At 42.7% G+C, this 19279-nt stretch carries 25 protein-coding genes; 13 read left to right on the top strand and 12 right to left on the bottom strand.

Going from position 1 to position 19279, the window contains the following annotated elements; all coding sequences use genetic code 11:
- Positions 1-29: 29 nt before the first annotated feature.
- The 7 genes from AOC33_RS01670 to AOC33_RS01640 form a co-directional block, all read right to left on the bottom strand.
- Entirely contained in the window at positions 30-458 is a 429-nt protein-coding gene (locus tag AOC33_RS01670) for a nuclear transport factor 2 family protein (protein ID WP_089514870.1), read from the bottom strand.
- The gene (locus AOC33_RS01665; RefSeq protein WP_089514869.1) at positions 459-1238 is read right to left on the bottom strand and encodes an SDR family NAD(P)-dependent oxidoreductase; all 780 of its coding nucleotides are present in this window, start codon (positions 1236-1238) and stop codon (positions 459-461) included. It abuts the gene before it with no gap.
- Positions 1228-2460, bottom strand: coding sequence for an SAM-dependent methyltransferase (locus AOC33_RS01660; protein ID WP_089514868.1), 1233 nt, complete (start codon positions 2458-2460; stop codon positions 1228-1230). Before AOC33_RS01660 ends, AOC33_RS01665 begins: the two co-directional genes overlap by 11 nt.
- The gene (locus tag AOC33_RS01655; RefSeq protein WP_089514867.1) at positions 2457-3230 is read right to left on the bottom strand and encodes a DUF1365 domain-containing protein; all 774 of its coding nucleotides are present in this window, start codon (positions 3228-3230) and stop codon (positions 2457-2459) included. Before AOC33_RS01655 ends, AOC33_RS01660 begins: the two co-directional genes overlap by 4 nt.
- Complete coding sequence (locus AOC33_RS01650) at positions 3227-4558, bottom strand: NAD(P)/FAD-dependent oxidoreductase (RefSeq protein WP_089514866.1); 1332 nt, start codon at positions 4556-4558, stop codon at positions 3227-3229. The genes AOC33_RS01655 and AOC33_RS01650 overlap by 4 nt, the downstream gene beginning before the upstream one ends.
- A gap of 110 nt (positions 4559-4668) precedes the next feature.
- A complete protein-coding gene (gene folE2, locus AOC33_RS01645; RefSeq protein ID WP_089514865.1) occupies positions 4669-5472 on the bottom strand; it encodes a GTP cyclohydrolase FolE2 in 804 nt (267 codons plus the stop codon).
- A complete protein-coding gene (locus AOC33_RS01640; RefSeq protein WP_245835606.1) occupies positions 5472-5996 on the bottom strand; it encodes a glutathione peroxidase in 525 nt (174 codons plus the stop codon). The genes folE2 and AOC33_RS01640 overlap by 1 nt, the downstream gene beginning before the upstream one ends.
- A 337-nt stretch (positions 5997-6333) precedes the next feature.
- On the opposite strand from AOC33_RS01640, the gene AOC33_RS01635 reads away from it, so the two are divergent.
- From AOC33_RS01635 to rfaE2, 3 genes are read left to right on the top strand one after another with little or no spacing between them, the layout of a single operon-like run.
- On the top strand, positions 6334-7269 hold the full coding sequence (locus tag AOC33_RS01635; RefSeq protein ID WP_245835559.1) for a MerR family transcriptional regulator: 936 nt from the start codon (positions 6334-6336) through the stop codon (positions 7267-7269).
- A gap of 1 nt (position 7270) precedes the next feature.
- The gene (locus AOC33_RS01630) at positions 7271-8797 is read left to right on the top strand and encodes a cryptochrome/photolyase family protein (RefSeq protein ID WP_089514863.1); all 1527 of its coding nucleotides are present in this window, start codon (positions 7271-7273) and stop codon (positions 8795-8797) included.
- A 20-nt stretch (positions 8798-8817) separates the two neighbouring features.
- Entirely contained in the window at positions 8818-9321 is a 504-nt protein-coding gene (gene rfaE2, locus AOC33_RS01625; protein WP_089514862.1) for a D-glycero-beta-D-manno-heptose 1-phosphate adenylyltransferase, read from the top strand.
- On the opposite strand, the gene AOC33_RS01620 is transcribed toward rfaE2, so the two are convergent.
- The 3 genes from AOC33_RS01620 to AOC33_RS01610 are packed head-to-tail and all read right to left on the bottom strand — an operon-like array spanning position 9286 to position 11092.
- Positions 9286-9525: a hypothetical protein gene (locus tag AOC33_RS01620; RefSeq protein WP_089514861.1), complete on the bottom strand. Its 240-nt coding sequence runs from the start codon at positions 9523-9525 to the stop codon at positions 9286-9288. The two genes, rfaE2 and AOC33_RS01620, sit on opposite strands and share 36 nt — an antisense overlap.
- The gene (locus AOC33_RS01615; RefSeq protein WP_089514860.1) at positions 9522-10313 is read right to left on the bottom strand and encodes a type III pantothenate kinase; all 792 of its coding nucleotides are present in this window, start codon (positions 10311-10313) and stop codon (positions 9522-9524) included. Before AOC33_RS01615 ends, AOC33_RS01620 begins: the two co-directional genes overlap by 4 nt.
- Positions 10310-11092 (bottom strand): biotin--[acetyl-CoA-carboxylase] ligase, encoded by a 783-nt coding sequence (locus AOC33_RS01610; RefSeq protein ID WP_089514859.1) that lies wholly within the window; start codon positions 11090-11092, stop codon positions 10310-10312. The genes AOC33_RS01615 and AOC33_RS01610 overlap by 4 nt, the downstream gene beginning before the upstream one ends.
- A gap of 26 nt (positions 11093-11118) precedes the next feature.
- On the opposite strand from AOC33_RS01610, the gene AOC33_RS01605 reads away from it, so the two are divergent.
- Genes AOC33_RS01605 through lipA form a run of 6 tightly spaced genes read left to right on the top strand, consistent with a single transcriptional unit; the run spans position 11119 to position 15123 of the window.
- Complete coding sequence (locus AOC33_RS01605; protein ID WP_089514858.1) at positions 11119-12207, top strand: VanZ family protein; 1089 nt, start codon at positions 11119-11121, stop codon at positions 12205-12207.
- 8 nt (positions 12208-12215) lie between these two features.
- Positions 12216-12527, top strand: coding sequence for a (2Fe-2S) ferredoxin domain-containing protein (locus AOC33_RS01600; RefSeq protein WP_089514857.1), 312 nt, complete (start codon positions 12216-12218; stop codon positions 12525-12527).
- Positions 12528-13247, top strand: a complete 720-nt coding sequence (locus tag AOC33_RS01595; protein WP_089514856.1) for an alpha/beta hydrolase — start codon at positions 12528-12530, stop codon at positions 13245-13247.
- Between the two features lie 2 nt (positions 13248-13249).
- Positions 13250-13522 carry an HP0495 family protein gene (locus tag AOC33_RS01590; protein WP_089514855.1) on the top strand — a complete coding sequence of 91 codons (273 nt, stop codon included), beginning with the start codon at positions 13250-13252 and terminating at the stop codon, positions 13520-13522.
- A 3-nt stretch (positions 13523-13525) separates the two neighbouring features.
- Entirely contained in the window at positions 13526-14173 is a 648-nt protein-coding gene (gene lipB / locus AOC33_RS01585) for a lipoyl(octanoyl) transferase LipB (RefSeq protein ID WP_180738074.1), read from the top strand.
- Positions 14170-15123 carry a lipoyl synthase gene (gene lipA, locus AOC33_RS01580; protein ID WP_089514854.1) on the top strand — a complete coding sequence of 318 codons (954 nt, stop codon included), beginning with the start codon at positions 14170-14172 and terminating at the stop codon, positions 15121-15123. The genes lipB and lipA overlap by 4 nt, the downstream gene beginning before the upstream one ends.
- A 60-nt stretch (positions 15124-15183) precedes the next feature.
- On the opposite strand, the gene AOC33_RS01575 is transcribed toward lipA, so the two are convergent.
- Positions 15184-15714 (bottom strand): TlpA family protein disulfide reductase, encoded by a 531-nt coding sequence (locus AOC33_RS01575; protein ID WP_089514853.1) that lies wholly within the window; start codon positions 15712-15714, stop codon positions 15184-15186.
- Positions 15715-15743: 29 nt separating this feature from the next.
- Between AOC33_RS01575 and AOC33_RS01570 the strand changes: the two genes are divergently transcribed.
- Positions 15744-16328: a hypothetical protein gene (locus AOC33_RS01570; RefSeq protein ID WP_143744003.1), complete on the top strand. Its 585-nt coding sequence runs from the start codon at positions 15744-15746 to the stop codon at positions 16326-16328.
- A 6-nt stretch (positions 16329-16334) separates the two neighbouring features.
- Complete coding sequence (locus AOC33_RS01565; RefSeq protein ID WP_089514851.1) at positions 16335-17600, top strand: MFS transporter; 1266 nt, start codon at positions 16335-16337, stop codon at positions 17598-17600.
- A gap of 4 nt (positions 17601-17604) precedes the next feature.
- Here the strand turns inward: AOC33_RS01565 and AOC33_RS01560 are convergent, their stop codons facing one another.
- Entirely contained in the window at positions 17605-17856 is a 252-nt protein-coding gene (locus tag AOC33_RS01560) for an accessory factor UbiK family protein (RefSeq protein ID WP_245835558.1), read from the bottom strand.
- 251 nt (positions 17857-18107) lie between these two features.
- On the opposite strand from AOC33_RS01560, the gene AOC33_RS01555 reads away from it, so the two are divergent.
- The gene (locus AOC33_RS01555) at positions 18108-18905 is read left to right on the top strand and encodes a TorF family putative porin (RefSeq protein ID WP_089514850.1); all 798 of its coding nucleotides are present in this window, start codon (positions 18108-18110) and stop codon (positions 18903-18905) included.
- A gap of 24 nt (positions 18906-18929) precedes the next feature.
- Positions 18930-19268 carry a P-II family nitrogen regulator gene (locus tag AOC33_RS01550; protein ID WP_089514849.1) on the top strand — a complete coding sequence of 113 codons (339 nt, stop codon included), beginning with the start codon at positions 18930-18932 and terminating at the stop codon, positions 19266-19268.
- Positions 19269-19279: the final 11 nt, after the last annotated feature.

Here is a 19279-nt window from a genome sequence, read left to right as displayed (position 1 = left end):
AAATATTCATATAAATCTTTAAATCGGGCCTATTCACGGGCCCTTTTTTTTAGCCAACGCATCAGTCCACCCAGGACTGGAATTTTTTCATAAAGCTCTTCAGCGGCATCCCAGTAGTCGCGATGTTCTGTGATGAGGGCTTCTTCATTGAAGGTCATCCAGGTACAACCTCTGATGACTTGATTAATTTCGGGAGATTTCTTGAGTTGAAAAATGAATTCCCAGATCAAGCAAGCATGAGATCCATTTTCTAGGGTATTTTTAATCACAAAGTGTGGGTTGTTCACTTGCGTGAACATGTGAGTAAAAATATGTCTGATGTTTGCATGCCCTTTAACTTCATTGAAAGGATCTTTGAAAAAGGCATCTTTTGAGTAAAGCGCCACCAATGCATCAATGGAATTGGGCGATAGCTTTTCAAACTGATCAATCACCCGTTGAATATGCTGACTTGTCATTTAAATCTTAATGAATTTTTTGATAAGAAAAAAATAAACTGGATAAGGCAGTAGTCGCAAAAATTTCAAAAAATATGAAAATCTCTTAGGGAAATGAATGTCAAATTCCCCAGCTTGTATGCCATCTAAAATTTCAGTAGCAGCTTGTTCTGTTGTGATCAAAGCCGGCATTTCAAAATCATTTTTAGCAGTTGCTTCCGTGGACACAAAACCAGGGTTGATCATGTAAACGGCCACGTTCTTTGGTTTCAAGTCGTAATAAAGCGTTTCGCAAAAATTGATCATCGCTGCTTTGCTTGGTCCATAAGCAAGAGATTGCGGCAAGCCACTGTAGCCAGCAACACTGCTCACAATGGCAATGCCACCAGATTGTTGTTGGATGAAATCAGGCAAAGTGATTGAGCAAGCGCTCATAGCACCAATGATATTGGTATTGATGATGTCAGTGGCTTTGGCCAAATCAAAATTATCGGCACGCATGGGTTCGTAGATGCCAGAAACATACAAGAGCAAATCAATACCACCCCATGTTTGCTTGATTGATTGGTAGGCTGTGCTTAATTCATCATTGTTTTGTGCATTGGCTGGTAAGCAAAGGGTTTGATCTGTTGGCCATTTATCTTGAATGGCTTTGAGTTTGTCGATGCGACGTGCACTGAGAGCTACTTTGGCACCATGACTCAGGAAAGCCTGGGCGCAAGCTTCGCCAATCCCACTGGATGCGCCAATGATCCAGATCCGTTTGTTATAAAAACTAATGACTCGCTGATTAAGCGCCATTTGTGTCGGGCTTTCTCAATGTGAATTGAATGACATCAGTGCTCTTCTCAGCAAAACCTGCAGCGCAGTACATCAAGTAAAGATTCCATAGACGAATGAACTTTTGATCAAACCCCTGGGCTTTGATGGCGTCTAACTGCTGATTGAACTTTTCATGCCATAAGACCAAGGTCTTTTGATAATCTTGCCCAAATCGATAAACGCTTTCAGTCACAAGACCCTGCTTGGCTGCAGCTTCTTTGAATTTTTCTTCTGAAGGCAACATACCACCAGGAAACACGTACTGTTGAATAAAGTCAGAGCTGTTGCGGTATTTTTCAAATAAGTCATCAGCAATAACGATGGTTTGGATGCAGGCTTTTTTACCAGGCTTTAAGCATCGTTGAAGCATCTCAAAATAACTTGGCCAGTAACTTTCACCAACGGCCTCAAACATTTCAATTGAGGCAATGCCATCGTACTGTTCTTGATGATCTCGGTAGTCTTGTAACAAAACTTGATGAGTACCTGAATCTGTTGATTGAATTCTGCCACCACGCTCACGCGCATATTTGGCTTGCTCTTCAGAGATGGTCAAGCAGTCAATGTTGATGCCATTCAAGCAGGCTTGCTCCATGAGGCCGCCCCACCCACAACCAACCTCAAGAATTTTTTCTCCAGGAGCAACCGTGAGCGATTGAATGATTTTTTGATACTTAGCAATTTGAGCTTCTACCAAAGGCGTGTCTTTGTTATCAAAGCAAGCGCTTGAGTAGGTCATGCTGGGGTCTAGCCAAAGGGCATAAAAAGCATTGCCGATGTCGTAGTGCGCATGAATATTTTTTTTGCTGCCCGCTTTGGTATTTTTATTGAACCAATGTTTGATGCGATAACCCAAGCGACCCCACCAATTGCCATAGATGATGGTTTCAATTTCTTGTCTGTTGGCCAACAGCAATCTAAGTAGAGCCAAAAGATCGGGTGAGTCGCAAAGACCTTTGATGTAACTTTCTGCAAAGCCAATGTCACCAGACTTCAAACAAGATTTGCAAACTTCCCAGTCATGAATCTGAATCGTTGCTTCAATACCGGCATGCGCACCCTTAAAGGTGAGATGCTCGCCTTCAGGGCTGATAACTTGTAATTGACCGACTTGGATATTCTTTAAAAGTGAAAGAACGGCTCTTGCGTGCCAAGGCAAGCTTGGCAAGAATCCATCGATGGTATTGGTGTTTGAACTCATTTACTCACTTCCGTAGAAGGCGGTGTTGGTTTGCTATGAAATTGGACACCTTTTAGCCACAAACGTAAAGCTTGCCAATGAATTCTGACAATCACTCCAATGCTCATGGCTGGATATCTAATTGCAGACCAAATGATACTTTTTAAATCAATATCTTGTTCAGTCCCACTAACGCTGGTGATCAGGAGGGGGCCCTGGTCATGGTATTCAATTCGAGCAACGTGTTGTCCAGAGTCTGCCTTGGAGAAAAATCTGAATTGGTATTCACCTTTGACTTCGCAAAAGGGTGATACATGAAAGACCTTATTGGATAAAAAGCTTTGACCCCATTGAATGGAGCGACCGTCTGGGTTGCTCAACAGGTAGCAATGCCTCTCGCCAAAGGTGTTGTTGACTTCCGCCAAGATGGCTTTCAAATCGCCTGAGTGATTTTCGAAAAACCAAAAGCTCACAGGATTAAATACATAGCCTAAAACCCTGGGAAATGTTTGGAGCCAGACTTCGCCATCAATGTCTGTGATGCCTTCGCTTTTGACTAGATCAAGAGCCCAGGTAAGGGAATCGTTTTCACCTCTACCATGGTCTTTGTCGTAGAAAGTGAGCCAAGAAAGCTTGTTATCGCCCAAGCCAATTTGAGATATCCCTTTGGGATTGGTTTTTCTTTGGCGCATCGGTATGCGCAAAGTAAAGACAGAGTATGCAAACTTATTAATGGCAGGTTTTAGTCGAGCATGTCGAACTTGGCCAAAACAAATTTTTGCAATGCTCATGCTGATATTGGTGTTTTTCTCGGAGATCTTAAAATTTCCTGGATTGCTTCAGCCACAAGTTCACCCGAGCGCAGGCCATCTTCGTGGAATCCGTAACCGGTCCATGCTCCACAGTACCATGTATTCCTCAGACCTTGTATTAAAGATAAGTTTTGTTGAGCAAGAATGGCTGCCTGATCAAACACGGGGTGCGCATACTGAATGTCGGCATGAATTGTTTCTGCTTTGGGCTCAACCACGGGGTTCAAGCTGACAATCACTGGCTGATTGGCCCAGCTTTCAGGCAAGGGTTGCAGTTGATTGATTAAATAATTAACGCAAACTTCTTGATCTTGGAGATTTTCACTTTGGGTACTGGCATAGTTCCAGGCAGCCCAGCATTTTTTTTCACTTGGCAATAAAGAACTGTCGGTGTGTAAAACGGCTCGATTATCTTGATACTTAACAGAACCAAGAATGTTATTTTCTTCAGCGCTTGGATCTTTTAAGACATCAAGCGCTTGATCGCTGTGACAGGCCATCACCACATGGTCATAACTGATGGTGCCATGAGCAGTGTTGATGTTGACTTGATTCGCATTTCTTGAAACAGAGGTGACGTGCTCTCGAATGAATGAGCCACCATTCTGTTCGATGTGGGCACATAATTTTTTGACGTATTCTCTTGAGCCACCTTGGACAGTTAACCATTGAGGCCTATCTGCAATCTGAATCAATCCATGGTTGAAGCAAAATCTGATCATGGTTGCAATTGGGAATGCCAACATTTGAGAAACCGGGCAGGACCAAATGGCTCCAACCATGGGTAAAAAATACCAATCTTGAAATTCCTGACTGAAGCGATGTTTTTTAATAAATTCACCAACAGTTAAATCAATCTCATCCAATCGCTTATCCGCAGCCAATTTTGTACAGATTCGATTGAATCGAATGATGTCTTTGACCATGCGCAAAAATGAAGGGCTCAAGATATTTTTTCTTTGAGCAAATAATGAGTCAATGCTGGTGCCCGACCACTCAAGTACATCACCATTTTGTTTGGGGATGGACACAGAGAAAGACATGTCAGATTTAGCAATCTCTACGTCTATCTCATGGAACAAGCGAATCAGTCTTGGATAGGTTCTTTGATTGAATACCAAAAATCCGGTATCGACACCGTGACTGACTTTGCCTGATGGGGTATCAAGGGTCAGATCAACTGTATTGCTGTGTCCACCAATGTGATTGCCACCTTCGTAGATGGTGACTTCACAGTTATCTAATTTGCTAAGAGCATATGCACAGCCAAGGCCTGATATGCCAGCGCCAACGATGGCTATTTTCATGAGACTCTTTCATTGGCTTTAAATAAGAAAACCACAAGACACCCCTGAGCATAAATAAGGGAGGGAGAGAAACTGCGCTCAGCGGGCTTCATGTCTTGTGGTTAAAAGGGTTAATGGGTGTGACGTTTATCTTTGGCTAACCATGCATAAGCAGAGTGGTTGTGAATAGATTCAAAATTCTCTGATGACACTTCGTAAGCAACCACTTTGTCTGAGTGATCAAGTGCCACAGCAATGTCTCGAACCAAATCCTCTACAAATTTAGGATTGTCATAAGCTTTTTCAGTGACGTATTTTTCATCAGGGCGCTTCAGTAGACCCCATAGTTCACAAGAAGCTGCTTGCTCAGCTATTTTGATCAAGTCTTCAGCGTCCATGTTTTCTGTGATCTCGGCTGCAATCACAATGTGTGAGCGCTGATTGTGAGCGCCGTACTCTGATATTTTTTTCGAACAAGGGCACAAGCTGGTCACTGGAACTTGCACTTGAAGCGTGTAACGCAGCGCACCTTTCTCAAAAGCTGCTTTGATGTGTAAGTCGTAATCAAGCAAACTCTCAACGCCTGACACTGGCGCCACTTTATTTAAGAAAAGTGGCATCTTCATATCAATATGACCTTCTGTTGCTTCTAGGCGCTCAAGCATGGTGCTCATCAAAGACTTAACAGAATCAAACTCAAGTGGCGCGTGTTGGTTTTGTAAAACTTCTAAAAATCTAGACATGTGAGTGCCTTTGACATCTGATGGAAGCTTAACAGTCATGTCAATCATGGCGACGCTCGCCTGTGAGCCTGCTTTGGTTTTAATCTGAACAGGATGACGCACAGATTTGATGCCCACTTTCTGAATGACAATGTTGCGTTCATCATGGCTTGCTTGAACATCAGGAAGAAAAATCTTTTCCGGGGCATTCATTATGGTTTCTCCTGAAGTAACTTTTCAATTTGAGCAACAATCTTTTTGCTGCTGGGGGATGTCATGCTGCTGTATGCCTCAATGACATTACCTTGACGATCCACCAAATATTTATAGAAGTTCCAACGGGGTTTGGTGCCTGTTTGTTCAATCAAGTGCTTAAAAAGTGGGTTTGCATCAGGGCCAGTGACGGATGATTTGGCAAACATGGGAAATTTAACCCCATAGGTGTTGTGACAAAAATCAGCGATTTCTTTGTTGGATCCAGGCTCTTGTTTGCCAAAGTCATTGGATGGAAAGCCAAGAATGACGAATCCTTTGTCTTTGTACTGGCTATAAAGCTTCTCTAGACCATCATATTGGCTTGTAAAGCCGCAATAACTGGCTGTATTGACGATGAGCACCACTTTGCCCTGATATTGGCAAAGATTCTGAGGGGCTTCATCCTGAAGTCTTAAAAAGGTATGGGACAGCGTTTTTGAACAATTCATCGCAACAGCTTCCTTTGGCCAAAAACTCCACATAAGAACCATCAGCAGAAGGGCTGTTAAGGCCATTCTGTAAAAATCAGCCCCCAGGCTTTTACCTGCCTGTTGTGGGGTTTTGGACCTGTTCTCAGCTCCGACCATCATTGGGTTTGTCTCCTCGACCCATTTTTATGAGTATTTGCCACATTGACCTTGGACAACATTTAACTTTGTCTAGGTCAAATCGACAATATGGTGCAATATTAAGCATAAATTAAAATAAATGCAAATTATGTCTTAGACAGTGTAGAATTTACTCGTCGATACCTCGTATTAACTTGGCGACAAACTTGAGTTTTCCCTTATGAATGTTAGGTTTAACAATTTGCCAGACATGCTGAGTATCGCTGCAGTAGAGCGAGACACTGGCATCGCTAAAGACACACTTCGAGTGTGGGAAAGACGTTATGACTTTCCAATACCACTCAGGGATAAGAATGACGATCGTGTTTATCCGGCCGATCAAATCGAAAAACTGCGAGTTTTAAAAAGATTATTAGACCTGGGATTTCGTCCTGGGCGAATCGTTCCATTGCCTATCGAAGCCCTCAAAGAGTTAAGTGCTAAAAGTAATCAAACCGCAGAGGTCACTACTCATTCTTTATCGATGATTTCTCAAGAAGAAATGGATCGGTATTTAGATTTATTGAGATCTCATCAAACTGAAGCTTTGAGATTGGCACTTTCCACAACGTTGATGAAGATTGGCTTGGATCGCTTTGTGATTGAGGTGGTTGCACCACTCATCAGAAATATTGGTGAGTACTGGGCCAATGGTAAGTTGGAGATCCACGAAGAACATTTGTTCACAGAACAAATCAAACACTTGTTGAGAACAGCGATTAATTCAGTGCCACGTGGACACATCGGTCAAAATGAAGAATCATCCAGACCAAGAATCCTATTAACAACATTTCCGCAGGAGCCTCACAGCTTGGGTCTTTTGATGGCCGAAGCGTTGATGGCTTTGGAAGGGTGTTCATGTGTATCTTTAGGAACGCAAACCCCGATTCTTGAAATTGCTCAAGCAGCCAGAGCTCAAAAAGCAGATGTGATTGCTTTATCGTTTTCTTCACAAATGAATCAAAACCAAGTGGTTGATGGTTTGAATGAGCTCAAGTCAAAGTTAGCACCAGGAGTGGAGTTATGGGTGGGTGGCGAGAATCAAGCCCTGCGCAAGCGAACACCTGAAGGTGTAAAGGTCATGGCCGCACTTCAAGATATTTCTGCGAACGTCAAAGGTTGGCGCACAAAACGTTCAGCTAATTGATGTGAAAAAACTTGTCTTAGTTCTAGGTGATCAATTAAAGGCCGATAGTTCGGCCTTTAATCATTTCGATGCGGCAAAAGATGAAGTGATCATGATTGAGTCTGAATTTGAGGCCAATTATGTTTGGACACATAAAGCAAAGATCGCTCTTTTCTTATCAGCGATGCGCCACTTTGCAGAAGTATTAAAAAAGAAAAAATACGCACTGACGTATGTGAAGCAAAGCAAGCTATCAATAGTCTCTGTGCTCAAGGAGCATATTCAGAAACACCATTTCACTCATTTGGTTTGTGTTGAGCCTGGTGAATGGCGATTAAGAAAAGAGTTACAAGATTTAGCCAGTGAGCTTCAAATCTATTTGACGATTGAACCTGACAATCATTTTTATTGTGACTTTGATGAGTTCAAAGAATGGGTGGGCGATAAAAAAGAAATCAGACTTGAATACTTTTATCGGTACTTGCGTAAAAAACACAAGGTCCTGATTCAAGAAGATGGGGAACCTGAGGGTGGTCAATGGAACTTTGATGAGCAAAACAGAAAGCCCTATCCCAAAAAGGGCCCTGGACAAATAACTGAACCTAAATGGTTTACTCCTGATGCCATCAGCAAAGAGGTGATGACTTATGTTGAGTCAACATACTCCAAGCATCCTGGAGAGCTAGAGAGCTTTGCCTGGGCTGTGACCAGGGAGCAAGCATTGTTAGCTTTGAGTCATTTTATTGAATATCGCTTGCCCTTATTCGGAGCTCATCAAGATGCCATGTGGACCAACACTCCTTTTGGTTGGCACTCCATATTGTCCACATCACTCAACTTAAAACTCATTGATCCCAAAGAAGTGGTTGATTCCGCCATTCAGGCATATGAAAAGAAGCAAGTATCTTTGAGTGCGGTTGAAGGCTTTGTGCGTCAAATTTTAGGTTGGCGTGAATTTATTCGAGGCATGTATTACTTGGATATGCCAAAAATGGCAGAGGATAACTTTTATCAGCATCAAAGAAAGTTGCCTGATTGGTATTGGACGGCTAACACCAAAATGGCCTGCATGAAAGACGCTATTCAACAAACTCTGAAATATGGTTACGCTCATCACATTCAAAGATTGATGGTCACGGGTAATGTTGCTCTGTTGGCGGAGTTATTGCCTCAGCAAGTTTGTGAGTGGTATCTGGCCATTTATGTGGATGCGCTTGAGTGGGTTGAGTTGCCAAATACGGCTGGTATGGCTTTATTTGCCAATGGTGGAAGATTTACGAGCAAGCCCTATGTTGCCAGTGGCGCATACATCAAAAGAATGAGTAATTATTGTGAGTCTTGCTCATACCAATCAAGCAAAAGATATGGGCCCGATGCTTGCCCAATGACGACCTTGTATTGGAATTTTTTAATCAATCATCGGGCTGAGTTTGAAAAAAATCCGAGAACTCGTTTGATGACGGCCAATCTACAGAAAATTGATGCAGAAGAGCAGCTCCTGATCACTCAGCACGCTCAAACATTGTTAAATAATTTAGAAAATATCTAGTCGGTTGTAAGATGTTGCCTATGACAACGCTAAATCTTGATAAATTACCGCTGCCAGCATTTGAGAAGAAGATTTGTTCTGTAGAGAATCTGCAGGAAGCTTTGGCTCGTTTGCCAAAACCCATCGTTTTTACAAATGGTGTGTTTGATATTTTGCACAGAGGTCATGTGAGTTACCTTGCTCAGGCTAAAAGCCTTGGCGCTAGTTTGGTGCTGGGCGTTAATGCAGACAGTTCAGTACGCATGCTGGGCAAAGGGGACGCAAGACCACTCAATACGCAAGATGATCGCATGGCCTTATTGGCCGCTTTGGAGTCTGTTGACTTGGTTGTGATGTTTGCAGAAAAAACACCGGTTGAGTTGATTGCTAAAGTAAAGCCAGATATTTATGTCAAAGGTGGCGATTATCAAATTGATGATTTGGCCGAAACAGCCTTGGTCAAAACTTGGGGTGGAAAAGCTTACGCGATTCCATTCATTCACGATCGATCAACGACGGCTCTTGTCAACAAGATCAGGGCTTGATGAGTTAGATTGCACCGATTGAGCTGGACTGAAAATTTTGATTTGATCGTTTTCTTGAGTCGATGTTGTTGATCCTTGAGACGCAGTTTCAACCCAAGAATTAATATGGCTTTGAGCTCTAAAAGAGTTGGCATTAATTTGTAGCGCCAGCAAAATGACAACGCTGATGGCAATGATCAAAGCGGCTTTTAGTTTTTTACTCATGAAGTTAATCCCATCTTGTTCCAAGCTAAAAGTCCTTTAAGAACCATTTGCTCTTCATGATGAACCGGCACTGATGAAGAACATTCTTTAAGAAGTGCGACCAAAGTTTTGGCATTTCCACCAGTAACAATCATCAGATCCAGTTTGATTTTTTGATTCTTTGCATATTCTTGAGCCATCGTGATGGCACCAATGTGGCTGGCCAGAATCCCTTGATAGATACCATCGTGGGTGTTCGTGCCAATCTTCAATGATGAATCTTCTTTGTCGGTTGAAACCTTGGGTAGTTGAGCGGTGTTTAAATTCAGAGCATTGGTCATCAATGCCATGCCAGGAATAATCCACCCACCCATGTGGTGAGAGGGTGTGATGAGATCAATGGTCGTCGCAGTTCCAGCACTGATCACCAATAGATTTTTATTTGGAAACATCTGATGAGCCCCAAGCGCCATGGCTCTCCTGTCAGCACCCAACTGCTCTGGTTGATCATATTGACTACCCAGGTGCTCTATGGCTGATAAGCCATTCATTTTAAACCACGATGCTTGAGGCATGATTGTTTTTAAATGTTTTTTAAGAGCAAGTGTTTGAGTTTCGCCGATGACACTTGAGCAGATGATTTTCTCAATAGATTGATTTTTTGATAGTGGATCAAATTCAGTAAGTTGAGTGGGTGAATCATTCATGCTCGAGCCTTGATCAATAAAATCAGAGTCTAAGTCACCATTACTGGAGGCCATCGCCCATTTGAGTCTGCTGTTGCCGATGTCAATCAACAAGATGCTCATGCTTTTGCCTTTAAAGAAACGTCACCACTGATAATTTTTTGTATCTTATTGTTAGATTCGATCAGTAAATGACCTTGATCATCCGCCCCTCGCTCAAAACCCTCAAACTGTATTTGCTCATTCTGAATAATGGCACAGGATTGATTTCTATAAATATCCCATGAGTTCCATTCTTCTTGAAACTTAGCGAAAGAATGTTGTTCAAAGACTTCAATGGTCTTCGCGAGTTCTTTGAGGATAGCAAGCCATAAAACATCAGCATCTATCTTTTTAGTTTGGCTGATCTGATCTAAGCTGGCAATGGGGCGTTGAATGGTATTTTCTAAGGCCTCATCCGTCGTCAAATTAATCCCAATGCCAATCACCAACCAAGTTGATTGATTTGAATCTAATTGACCGCCTTCTAAGAGCATGCCAGCTAATTTTTTTTCATTGAAGAAGATATCGTTCGGCCATTTGAGACCCAAACCTGATTTTTTTAAATCTTCCTGAGAAATTCCGCTGGCTTGACTGATTCCTTTGACCACGGCAAGTCCGCAGGCAAGGCTTAATCCTGATAGTTCAGAAATGTTTTTTTTGAATGGGTAAGCAACTGAAAATGTCAGTGCTTGCTGGGCATGGCTGACCCAAGATCTGCCAAGGCGTCCCTTGCCAGAGGTTTGTGTGATGGCTTTTCTGGCAATGGGTTCCCATAGCTGACCAGCTCGCCACCGAGCCATCAAGTCTTCGTTGGTTGAAGGACTTTGATCAACAGTTTCTAGGATCCAATTGATTGCCATTTCAATATTGTAGGTACTATGTGGCTATGACAGGAAATTTTCAAAGACCTCAACGCCTTAACTGGCCAGATTTGCCGATGCCAACCGCAAGGATGGCATGCTTTTCTTATATTTTGTTGATCATTTACGCCAGTATTTATCCGTTCAATTTCAATGTCAGCGTGGGCGCCACTTACTTGGATTGGATTTTTGCGCCAATCCCTCAGTACATCACTTCATTTGATGTTTTTACCAATATTTTGGGTTATTTGCCCTTGGGTTTTTTAATTGTTTTTGCTGTTTATCCTCGCCTGAAATCTTATCGTGCCTTGTTGTTGTCAATCATCATTGGCGCTTTTCTTTCTGCAGGTTTGGAATCTTTACAGACTTGGCTAGTGACTCGGATACCCAGCAATGTTGATTGGTGGGCAAACATATCTGGGGTAGCAATAGGCGCACTCATTGCCATCACATTGGACCCCGCTTGGCTTTCTGGAAGTATTTTTCAAAGAAAGAGGGTTGAATGGTTTGGGGTGCGATCTAGCGGTATTTTGTTGCTAATGGCATTTCCATGGGCGCAAATTTATCCCCAAACAGCATGGCTGGCCATGGGTGGACTTGCGACCAAGTGGCCCAATTCGATTCTTTGGACAAGTACTTTTAACTTTGCCACGATTGAAATCGCCACAACGATGCTGGCCTGGATTTTCGCTGGTATCAGCATTGCATTGACCATGCGCAAGGATGCGCCCAAATTAGTACTGTTATTTTGTTTACTGATCACCACGATTATTTTGAAAGCTTTGTTTTCAGGAATGCAGTTTGGGGCTGATAAAAGCTTTGCGTGGTTAACTCCGCCTGCATTATGGGGAATGATATTTTCAACAATTCTATTGTTTGGGGCTTTGCAATTGAACAGGGTTTATTTGTATTTGATTGGTATTTGCGCTTTGCTTGGTATGTTGTTCTTGGTGAATTTCTTTCCGCAAAACCCATACTATTTAGTGACCATTCAAGAGTGGCGCCAAGGTCGGTTATTGCACTTTAACCATTTGATGTCATGGCTGGCTTGGATTTGGCCAGTAGCAGCATGCCTCTCTTTAATAAAAGGCTTGAAACTCAAGTCGTCTATATAATTTTCAAAATGAGCCACTTTAAATACCACTTATTCTTTTGTTTGAACCAGCGTGAAAACGGTAAAGACTGTTGTGCCCAGCACAACGCTCAAGGCCTATTTGAGCATGCCAAGCTTCGGTGTAAGGACTTGGGCTTGTCAGGCGAAGGCAAGGTGAGAGTTAATAAAGCGGGATGTTTGGACCGCTGTGCTCATGGCCCGGTGATGGTTGTTTATCCAGAAGGGATTTGGTACACCGCCATTGATCAAAGTGACATTGATGAAATCATTGATACACATTTTGTTAAAGGCCAAGTGGTTGATCGATTAAGGATTGATTAAGTGAATCGAACCATCAAAATTCATTTGAAGGGGCCTGCTGGAATCATTGAGGCATCTTTAGATTTGCCTGAGGGTTTAAAGCATGACCCAGCAAACTTTCGTCCAAGAGGCATTGCCTTGGTGGCGCACCCTCATCCGCTGTTGGGCGGCACGATGGACAATAAAGTGGCACAAACTTTGGCGCGCACACTTGCGCAATTAAATTATGTGACTGTCAGACCAAACTTCAGAGGTGTTGGTGCATCTGAAGGCGTGCACGACGATGGCAAAGGTGAAACGCAAGATATATTGGCTGTCATTGCCTGGATGAAAGATTCTTTTGGTTGGCAAGAGATTTCTGAATTAGAGGGGCAAGGTTGGCCATTATTGGTGGGTGAATTACCTTTGGTGATCGCAGGTTTTTCTTTTGGTAGTTATGTCAGCAGTTATGTTGTGAAGCATTTAGAAGAAATGCAGATGCCGCCTGAGCGACTCATCATGGTGGGTTCTGCAACAGGTAAATGGGATGTTGCTCCAGTGCCTAAGAACACGATTGTGATCCATGGAGAAGTGGACGATGTGATTCCCTTGACCAGTGTTTTAGATTGGGCCAGACCTCAAGAGTTAACAGTGCAAGTGATACCGGGCGCCGATCATTTTTTCCACCGCAAGTTACATTGCATCCGTGATTTGATTGTGAGTGCTTTTCATGGGCAACCTGATCCTCGAGGCGTTGATTGAGCATGGATATTCCAGCAGAAGAATCGTTGATCAAATACCCGTGTGACTTTCCGATCAAAGTCATGGGTAAGTCTGTGCCTGGTTATCAAGAAGCTGTTCAGAATATTGTTTTACAGTTCGATAAAAATTACGACATCACTACCACTGAATGTAGGCCATCAAAAAATGGTAATTATTTGGGTTTAACAGTGACGGTGCATGTCATAAGCCGCGAGCAATTAGATGAGCTTTACAGAACCCTATCAACCCACCCAATGGTGAGTGTTGTTTTATAAATAATGACGATCATCATTCGCCAATTAGGTTTGCAGGAGTATTTGCCAACATTTGAGGCGATGAAAAACTTCACGGCGCAACGCTCAACTGAAACATCTGATGAGATTTGGGTGTTGCAGCATCCGCCGACTTACACATTGGGCCAAGCTGGGGATGCGGCTCACTTACTTCAGCCTAATGCACAAATACCGTTGATTCCAATTGATCGAGGTGGTCAGATCACTTATCACGGCCCTGGGCAATTGGTCATTTATTTGTTATTGGATTTGCGCCGCAGACGTCTATTTGTTCGAGACTTGGTGCATCGCATTGAGCAGGCCATCATTGATACTTTGGCAGATTTTGGCATTGTGAGTCAAAGAAAATCAGGGGCGCCAGGCATCTACCTGGCTGGTGAGCCAGCCATCCCTGCAGAACTGCATGGAGCAAAAATTGCTGCCTTGGGGCTTAAGGTGACCAAGCAATGTTGTTATCATGGCCTGGCACTCAATGTGGATATGGATCTAAAGCCCTTTTTGGCAATCAACCCCTGTGGTTATGAGGGTTTAAAGACAATTGATATGAAGAGCCTTGGGGTGAGCGACAATATCGACATTGTGGCAAAAAATATAGTGAGCCATTTATCTCAACAATTAGAGGTGCGGTCATGACCAAGACCTACGATCCAAATCAAAAACAAAAATCTGCTGATAAAACATCGCGCATTCCAATCAAGATTGTGCCGATTGAAGAAGTTTTAAAAAAACCTGATTGGATCAGGGTGAAAGCTGCTTCTGGTAATTCTCGCTTTAATGAGATCAAAAAGATCCTTCGTGAAAATCAATTGGTGACGGTTTGTGAAGAAGCCAGCTGCCCAAATATTGGCGAGTGTTTTGGTAAAGGCACTGCAACATTCATGATCATGGGTGATAAATGCACCCGTCGTTGTCCGTTTTGTGATGTTGGGCATGGAAGACCAGATCCTCTTGATTTAGAAGAGCCCAATAATCTTGCCAAAACAATTGCAGCACTCAAACTGTCTTATGTGGTGATCACCAGCGTTGATCGTGATGATCTTCGTGATGGCGGTGCTCAGCATTTTGTTAACTGCATCACCAAAACAAAAGAATCATCTCCCCAAACAAAAATTGAAGTCTTAGTGCCAGACTTCAGGGGCAGACTTGAGAAGGCTTTGGATATCTTCAATGATGGCTTGCCAGATGTGATGAACCACAACCTAGAAACTGTGCCACGCTTATACAAAGAAGCGCGTCCAGGCTCAGACTACATGCACTCATTGAAGTTGTTAAAAGACTTCAAGGCTCGCTATCCTCATGTTTCAACCAAGAGTGGTTTGATGGTTGGCCTTGGTGAAACAGACGAAGAGATTTTAGAAGTGATGAAAGACATGCGTGAGCATGACATCGATATGCTGACCATTGGCCAGTACTTGGCGCCATCAGGCCATCATTTACCGGTGCGTCGTTACGTGCACCCTGACACATTCGCCATGTTTGAGAAAGAAGCTTATGCGATGGGCTTCACTCATGCAGCGGTTGGAGCGATGGTCAGATCAAGCTATCACGCAGACGAACAAGCTCACAAGGCAGGTGTTGTTTAATCAATCAATTGGCAGGTGAGTTATCGGCTAGCTCAGAATTAGATCTGAACTAGCTTAGAACTAGGTTTTATCTGCCAAAGATTTTTCTAGTAACTTGTGGAAGTCATTCCACTCAGGTTCGCCCACATAGCGCTTGATGATTTTTCCCTGCTTGTTGATCACAAGCGTCGTTGGGGTCAGCTGAATTTTCCCAAATGCTTTTGCGGCACTCCCGTCTGAATCCATGGCAACAATGAATGGCAGTTTGCGCGTTTCTGCAAAGTTCACCACGTACATCGGTGGGTCATAAGACATTGCTAAGGCAATGAACTCTAAGCCTTGTGATTTGTACTTTTCATAGGTATTGACCAAATCAGGCATTTCTTTAACGCATGTCACGCAACTGGTTGCCCAAAAATTAATGACGGTGACTTTTCCAGCAATATCAGCTTGGGTCAAAGTTTTCCCTGATATTTCAGAAATCTTGAAGTTTGGCACTGATTGTTGAGTATCTGATGCACATCCTGATAGAAGGCTGAATACGGAAATGAGTCCAGCTACTAGAAAATGTTTGATTGTCATAAATCTGCTGAAGTGAGGTTGAATGGGCATAATCTTATTTTATGCAAATTAAACAAATCATGTTGCGAAACTTATTCATCATTCTTGGGCTTTTGCTGACGGTGTCTGCATGTTCTCCAACTTTGGATTGGAGAACGGTTCGTTCAGACGATTTGCTTTACGAAGCGCTGTATCCAGGCAAGCCAAGCCGTGCTGAAAAATCAGTGATGTTTGATGGTCATAAGCTGACCATGACGATAGAGGCTTCCAAGGTCGAGAATTCACTTTATGCGGTTGGGGTTATTAATATTCCCAAAGACATCAGTCAAAAATTTGATGCCAATGGGTTTATAAAGTATTTACAAACAGGGATGTTGAGTAATTTGAAGAACTCTCCTGCACCCATTGAAAAGACGGTGACAATCAAAACTGCTGGGCAGTCCAGCATTGATTTGAGCGCTAAAGAATTCTTGATCCAAGGTGATGGTCCAGATGCTAAAAAAAGATTGTTGAGATTTAGAATCGTGCAGCGTCAGTTTCCCGACGGACAAATACAAATTTATCAACAAAGTCTTTTGCAAACAATCGGCGGCGAAGTACCTCTTGAAAAGTTGATTCAGACTGATGCTCACGAGATGTTCTTTTCTGGGTTCAAGCCTTACTAAGTGGCCATGAGTCATCCTGCTCCAGCTTTGCCAATGAAGGGTGCATTAGCACTCAAGGTATTTATATTTTTTGCCTTTGCTTATATTCTGTCTTATGCATTCCGTTCTGTGAATGCAGTGATTGCTCCTGAGTTGATGGCTGATTTAAAAATCAGCAATGCACAGCTAGGTCTTTTGTCAGCGGCTTATTTCATTGGTTTTTCAGCGATGCAGATACCTTTGGGTATTGCGCTTGATAAATTTGGCGTGAGAAGAGTGGAAAGTGTTTTGTTGTTAATGGCTTTGGCTGGCACACTTGTTTTTGCTTTTTCAGAATCATTATTTGGTTTAACAATTGGTCGTTTATTGATTGGCATTGGTGTTTCAGCTTGTTTGATGGCTGCATTCACAGCCTATCGCAGATGGTTTGCGTTGGAGCAGCAAGGGCAGCTTGCCTCAGGGATGTTGGTATTTGGTACGGTGGGTGCTTTGATGACCACGGTGCCTGTTCAGTTATCCCTGCCTTATATTGGTTGGCGCGGCATTTTTATAGTCATGGCGCTATTGGTATTGATTGGTTTTATTGCCATTCGTTTTGGTTTGCCTAAATTTGACGATCATCCACATGTGAATAATGCACCTTTGAGTGATGATCATCAGTCGATTGGTTTAAAAGATATTTTTTTAAATCCATTCTTTTTAAGAATGTTGCCCATCGGGGTTATTAATCATGGCGGCTTTTTAGCTTTGCAAACACTTTGGATTGGCCCATGGATGATGGATGTGCTTGGGTATAGTTCGATTGAGAGTGCGCAAATTTTATTTTTATTCAATGGGGTGATGTTGCTGGGTTATGCCTTCAATACTTGGTTCATTCCACGCGCTAATCGTCAGGGATATCAAACCCTGAATTACATCAAGTATTTATTGGGTTTTGGTTTGGTGGCGCAATTGATTGCCATTACTTGGCAAATTCAATTGAGTTGGATTTTATGGATTGTGTTGGCCATCACAGCCACTGGTCATATTTTGGGTCAGAGCACCGTGATCACAGCATTCCCATCGCGCAATGCTGGCTTGGCCAGTACCAGTTACAACTTATTGATTTTTGTTGGAGCTTTTATCTTCCAATGGAGCATTGGTTGGGGCATTGATTTGATGAGTGCTCAAGGCTTTGGAAAGCCAGATGCTTTTCGCCAAGTATTTTTAGTATTTTTAGCGCTACAAGCGATGTCGTTTATTTGGTTTTTATATTATCCAAAGCCACTGAAGCATCACTTGGCTGCTCAATAAGCCATCACTTTTTTTCTAATGCGCTGACCTTCGCTTCAAGCTCTTCTAATTTGGCCCGTGTCTTAGCCAACACCTGAGTCTGTAAATCAAATTCTTCTCGAGTGACCAAATCTAGTTTTTGAAATCCTTGGGTCATCAAGCCACGAACATTTTTTTCTAAGTCTTTAGCAGGAGATTGGCGAATTGCATCGCCAACTTTGGTTTGCATGTCATTAGCAATGCTTTGCATTTTTTCCATGATGTCTTGCGGGTTCATACAGTCTCCAGAGGAATTTCTTGAATAGTATCTTTTTACCAAAGATATGAGAATCTCATGCACCAATACGGTGCTTCATTTTGGTGCATGGTGTGCATTCTTAAATGGTGCATTGAAGCAATAGCAACGACTGTGTAAATTAATAGATTCACTAAGTCATTGTTTATATTTAAATAAATAGAACTGGCACAGCTTTTGCTTAATATCTTTGCAAGGAATTTCCCTTGGATTGTTTATTAGGAGTGCAACATATGAAAACTTACTTAACTCTCTCAGCGATCGCTTTGGCAGCAGCTGCTACTTTATCTTCTGGCACAGTGTTGGCTCAAGCCGCAGCACCAGCCCCTGAATACACGATTGCATACAACATTGGTGCAACTAGCGACTATCGTTTCCGTGGCCTAAAGCAAAATGGTGATAACGCTGCTGTTCAAGGTGGTATTGATTTTGCGCATAAATCAGGCGTTTACCTTGGCACATGGGCATCAAATGTTTCTGATTGGGCTGCCGCAAACGCTTCTGCAAATTTAGAGATGGATTTTTATGGTGGCTACAAAACTGAGTTGGCAGGTGTGGCTCTTGATTTCGGGATGATCTACTACAACTATCCTGGTGCTAGCAAACCTAACTTGTCAGACACTCGTGAAGTTTATATTGGCGCCGCATACGGACCAGCAGCATTTAAAGTGTCCCGTGTAATGAGTACTAATTATTTTGCTTCAACTGGTGGTGATGCAAGTGGCACGATGTATTACGACCTAACTTTGTCACAAGAAGTAATGCCTAAGCTAACAGCCTCAGTTCACGCTGGCTATACAGATTATAAAAATGGGTCAAACAATTTATATGATGGCGGAGTAAATGGAAGCGGCAAAGTTTCATATTCTGACTACAACGTTGGTTTAACGTACGACTACGAAGGTTATATGTTGGGCGTAAAGTATTTCTTTAACGATACAAAGCCTGGTACAGAAGGTTATGCAACTAGTGCTGCCGGCAAAAAACTTTACAAAGACGGCTTAGCAGTTTCAGTTCTTAAAGCATTCTAATTTAGCGATCTCACGGAGAAACCTATGAAATTAATCACAGCAATTATCAAGCCCTTCAAGCTTGACGAAGTGCGTGAGGCGCTATCAGAAGTTGGCGTTTCAGGCATTACCGTTACTGAAGTTAAAGGCTTTGGACGACAAAAGGGTCACACTGAGTTGTATCGCGGTGCTGAGTACGTTGTTGATTTTTTGCCTAAAGTAAAAATTGAGGCAGCAGTGGATGATGGCATTGTGGAGCGCGCCATCGAAGCGATCGAAAAATCAGCAAAAACCGGCAAGATCGGTGATGGCAAGATTTTCGTGTCATCTATTGAACAAGTTATCCGCATTCGTACCGGTGAAACCGGTCAGTCTGCTCTTTAAAGCGAGGTATC

It is taken from the genome of Polynucleobacter cosmopolitanus (assembly GCF_002224225.1).
Lineage (GTDB): Bacteria > Pseudomonadota > Gammaproteobacteria > Burkholderiales > Burkholderiaceae > Polynucleobacter > Polynucleobacter cosmopolitanus.
The sequence above is the reverse complement of the archived record's forward strand: the minus strand, read 5'-3'. Positions and strand labels throughout refer to the sequence as shown.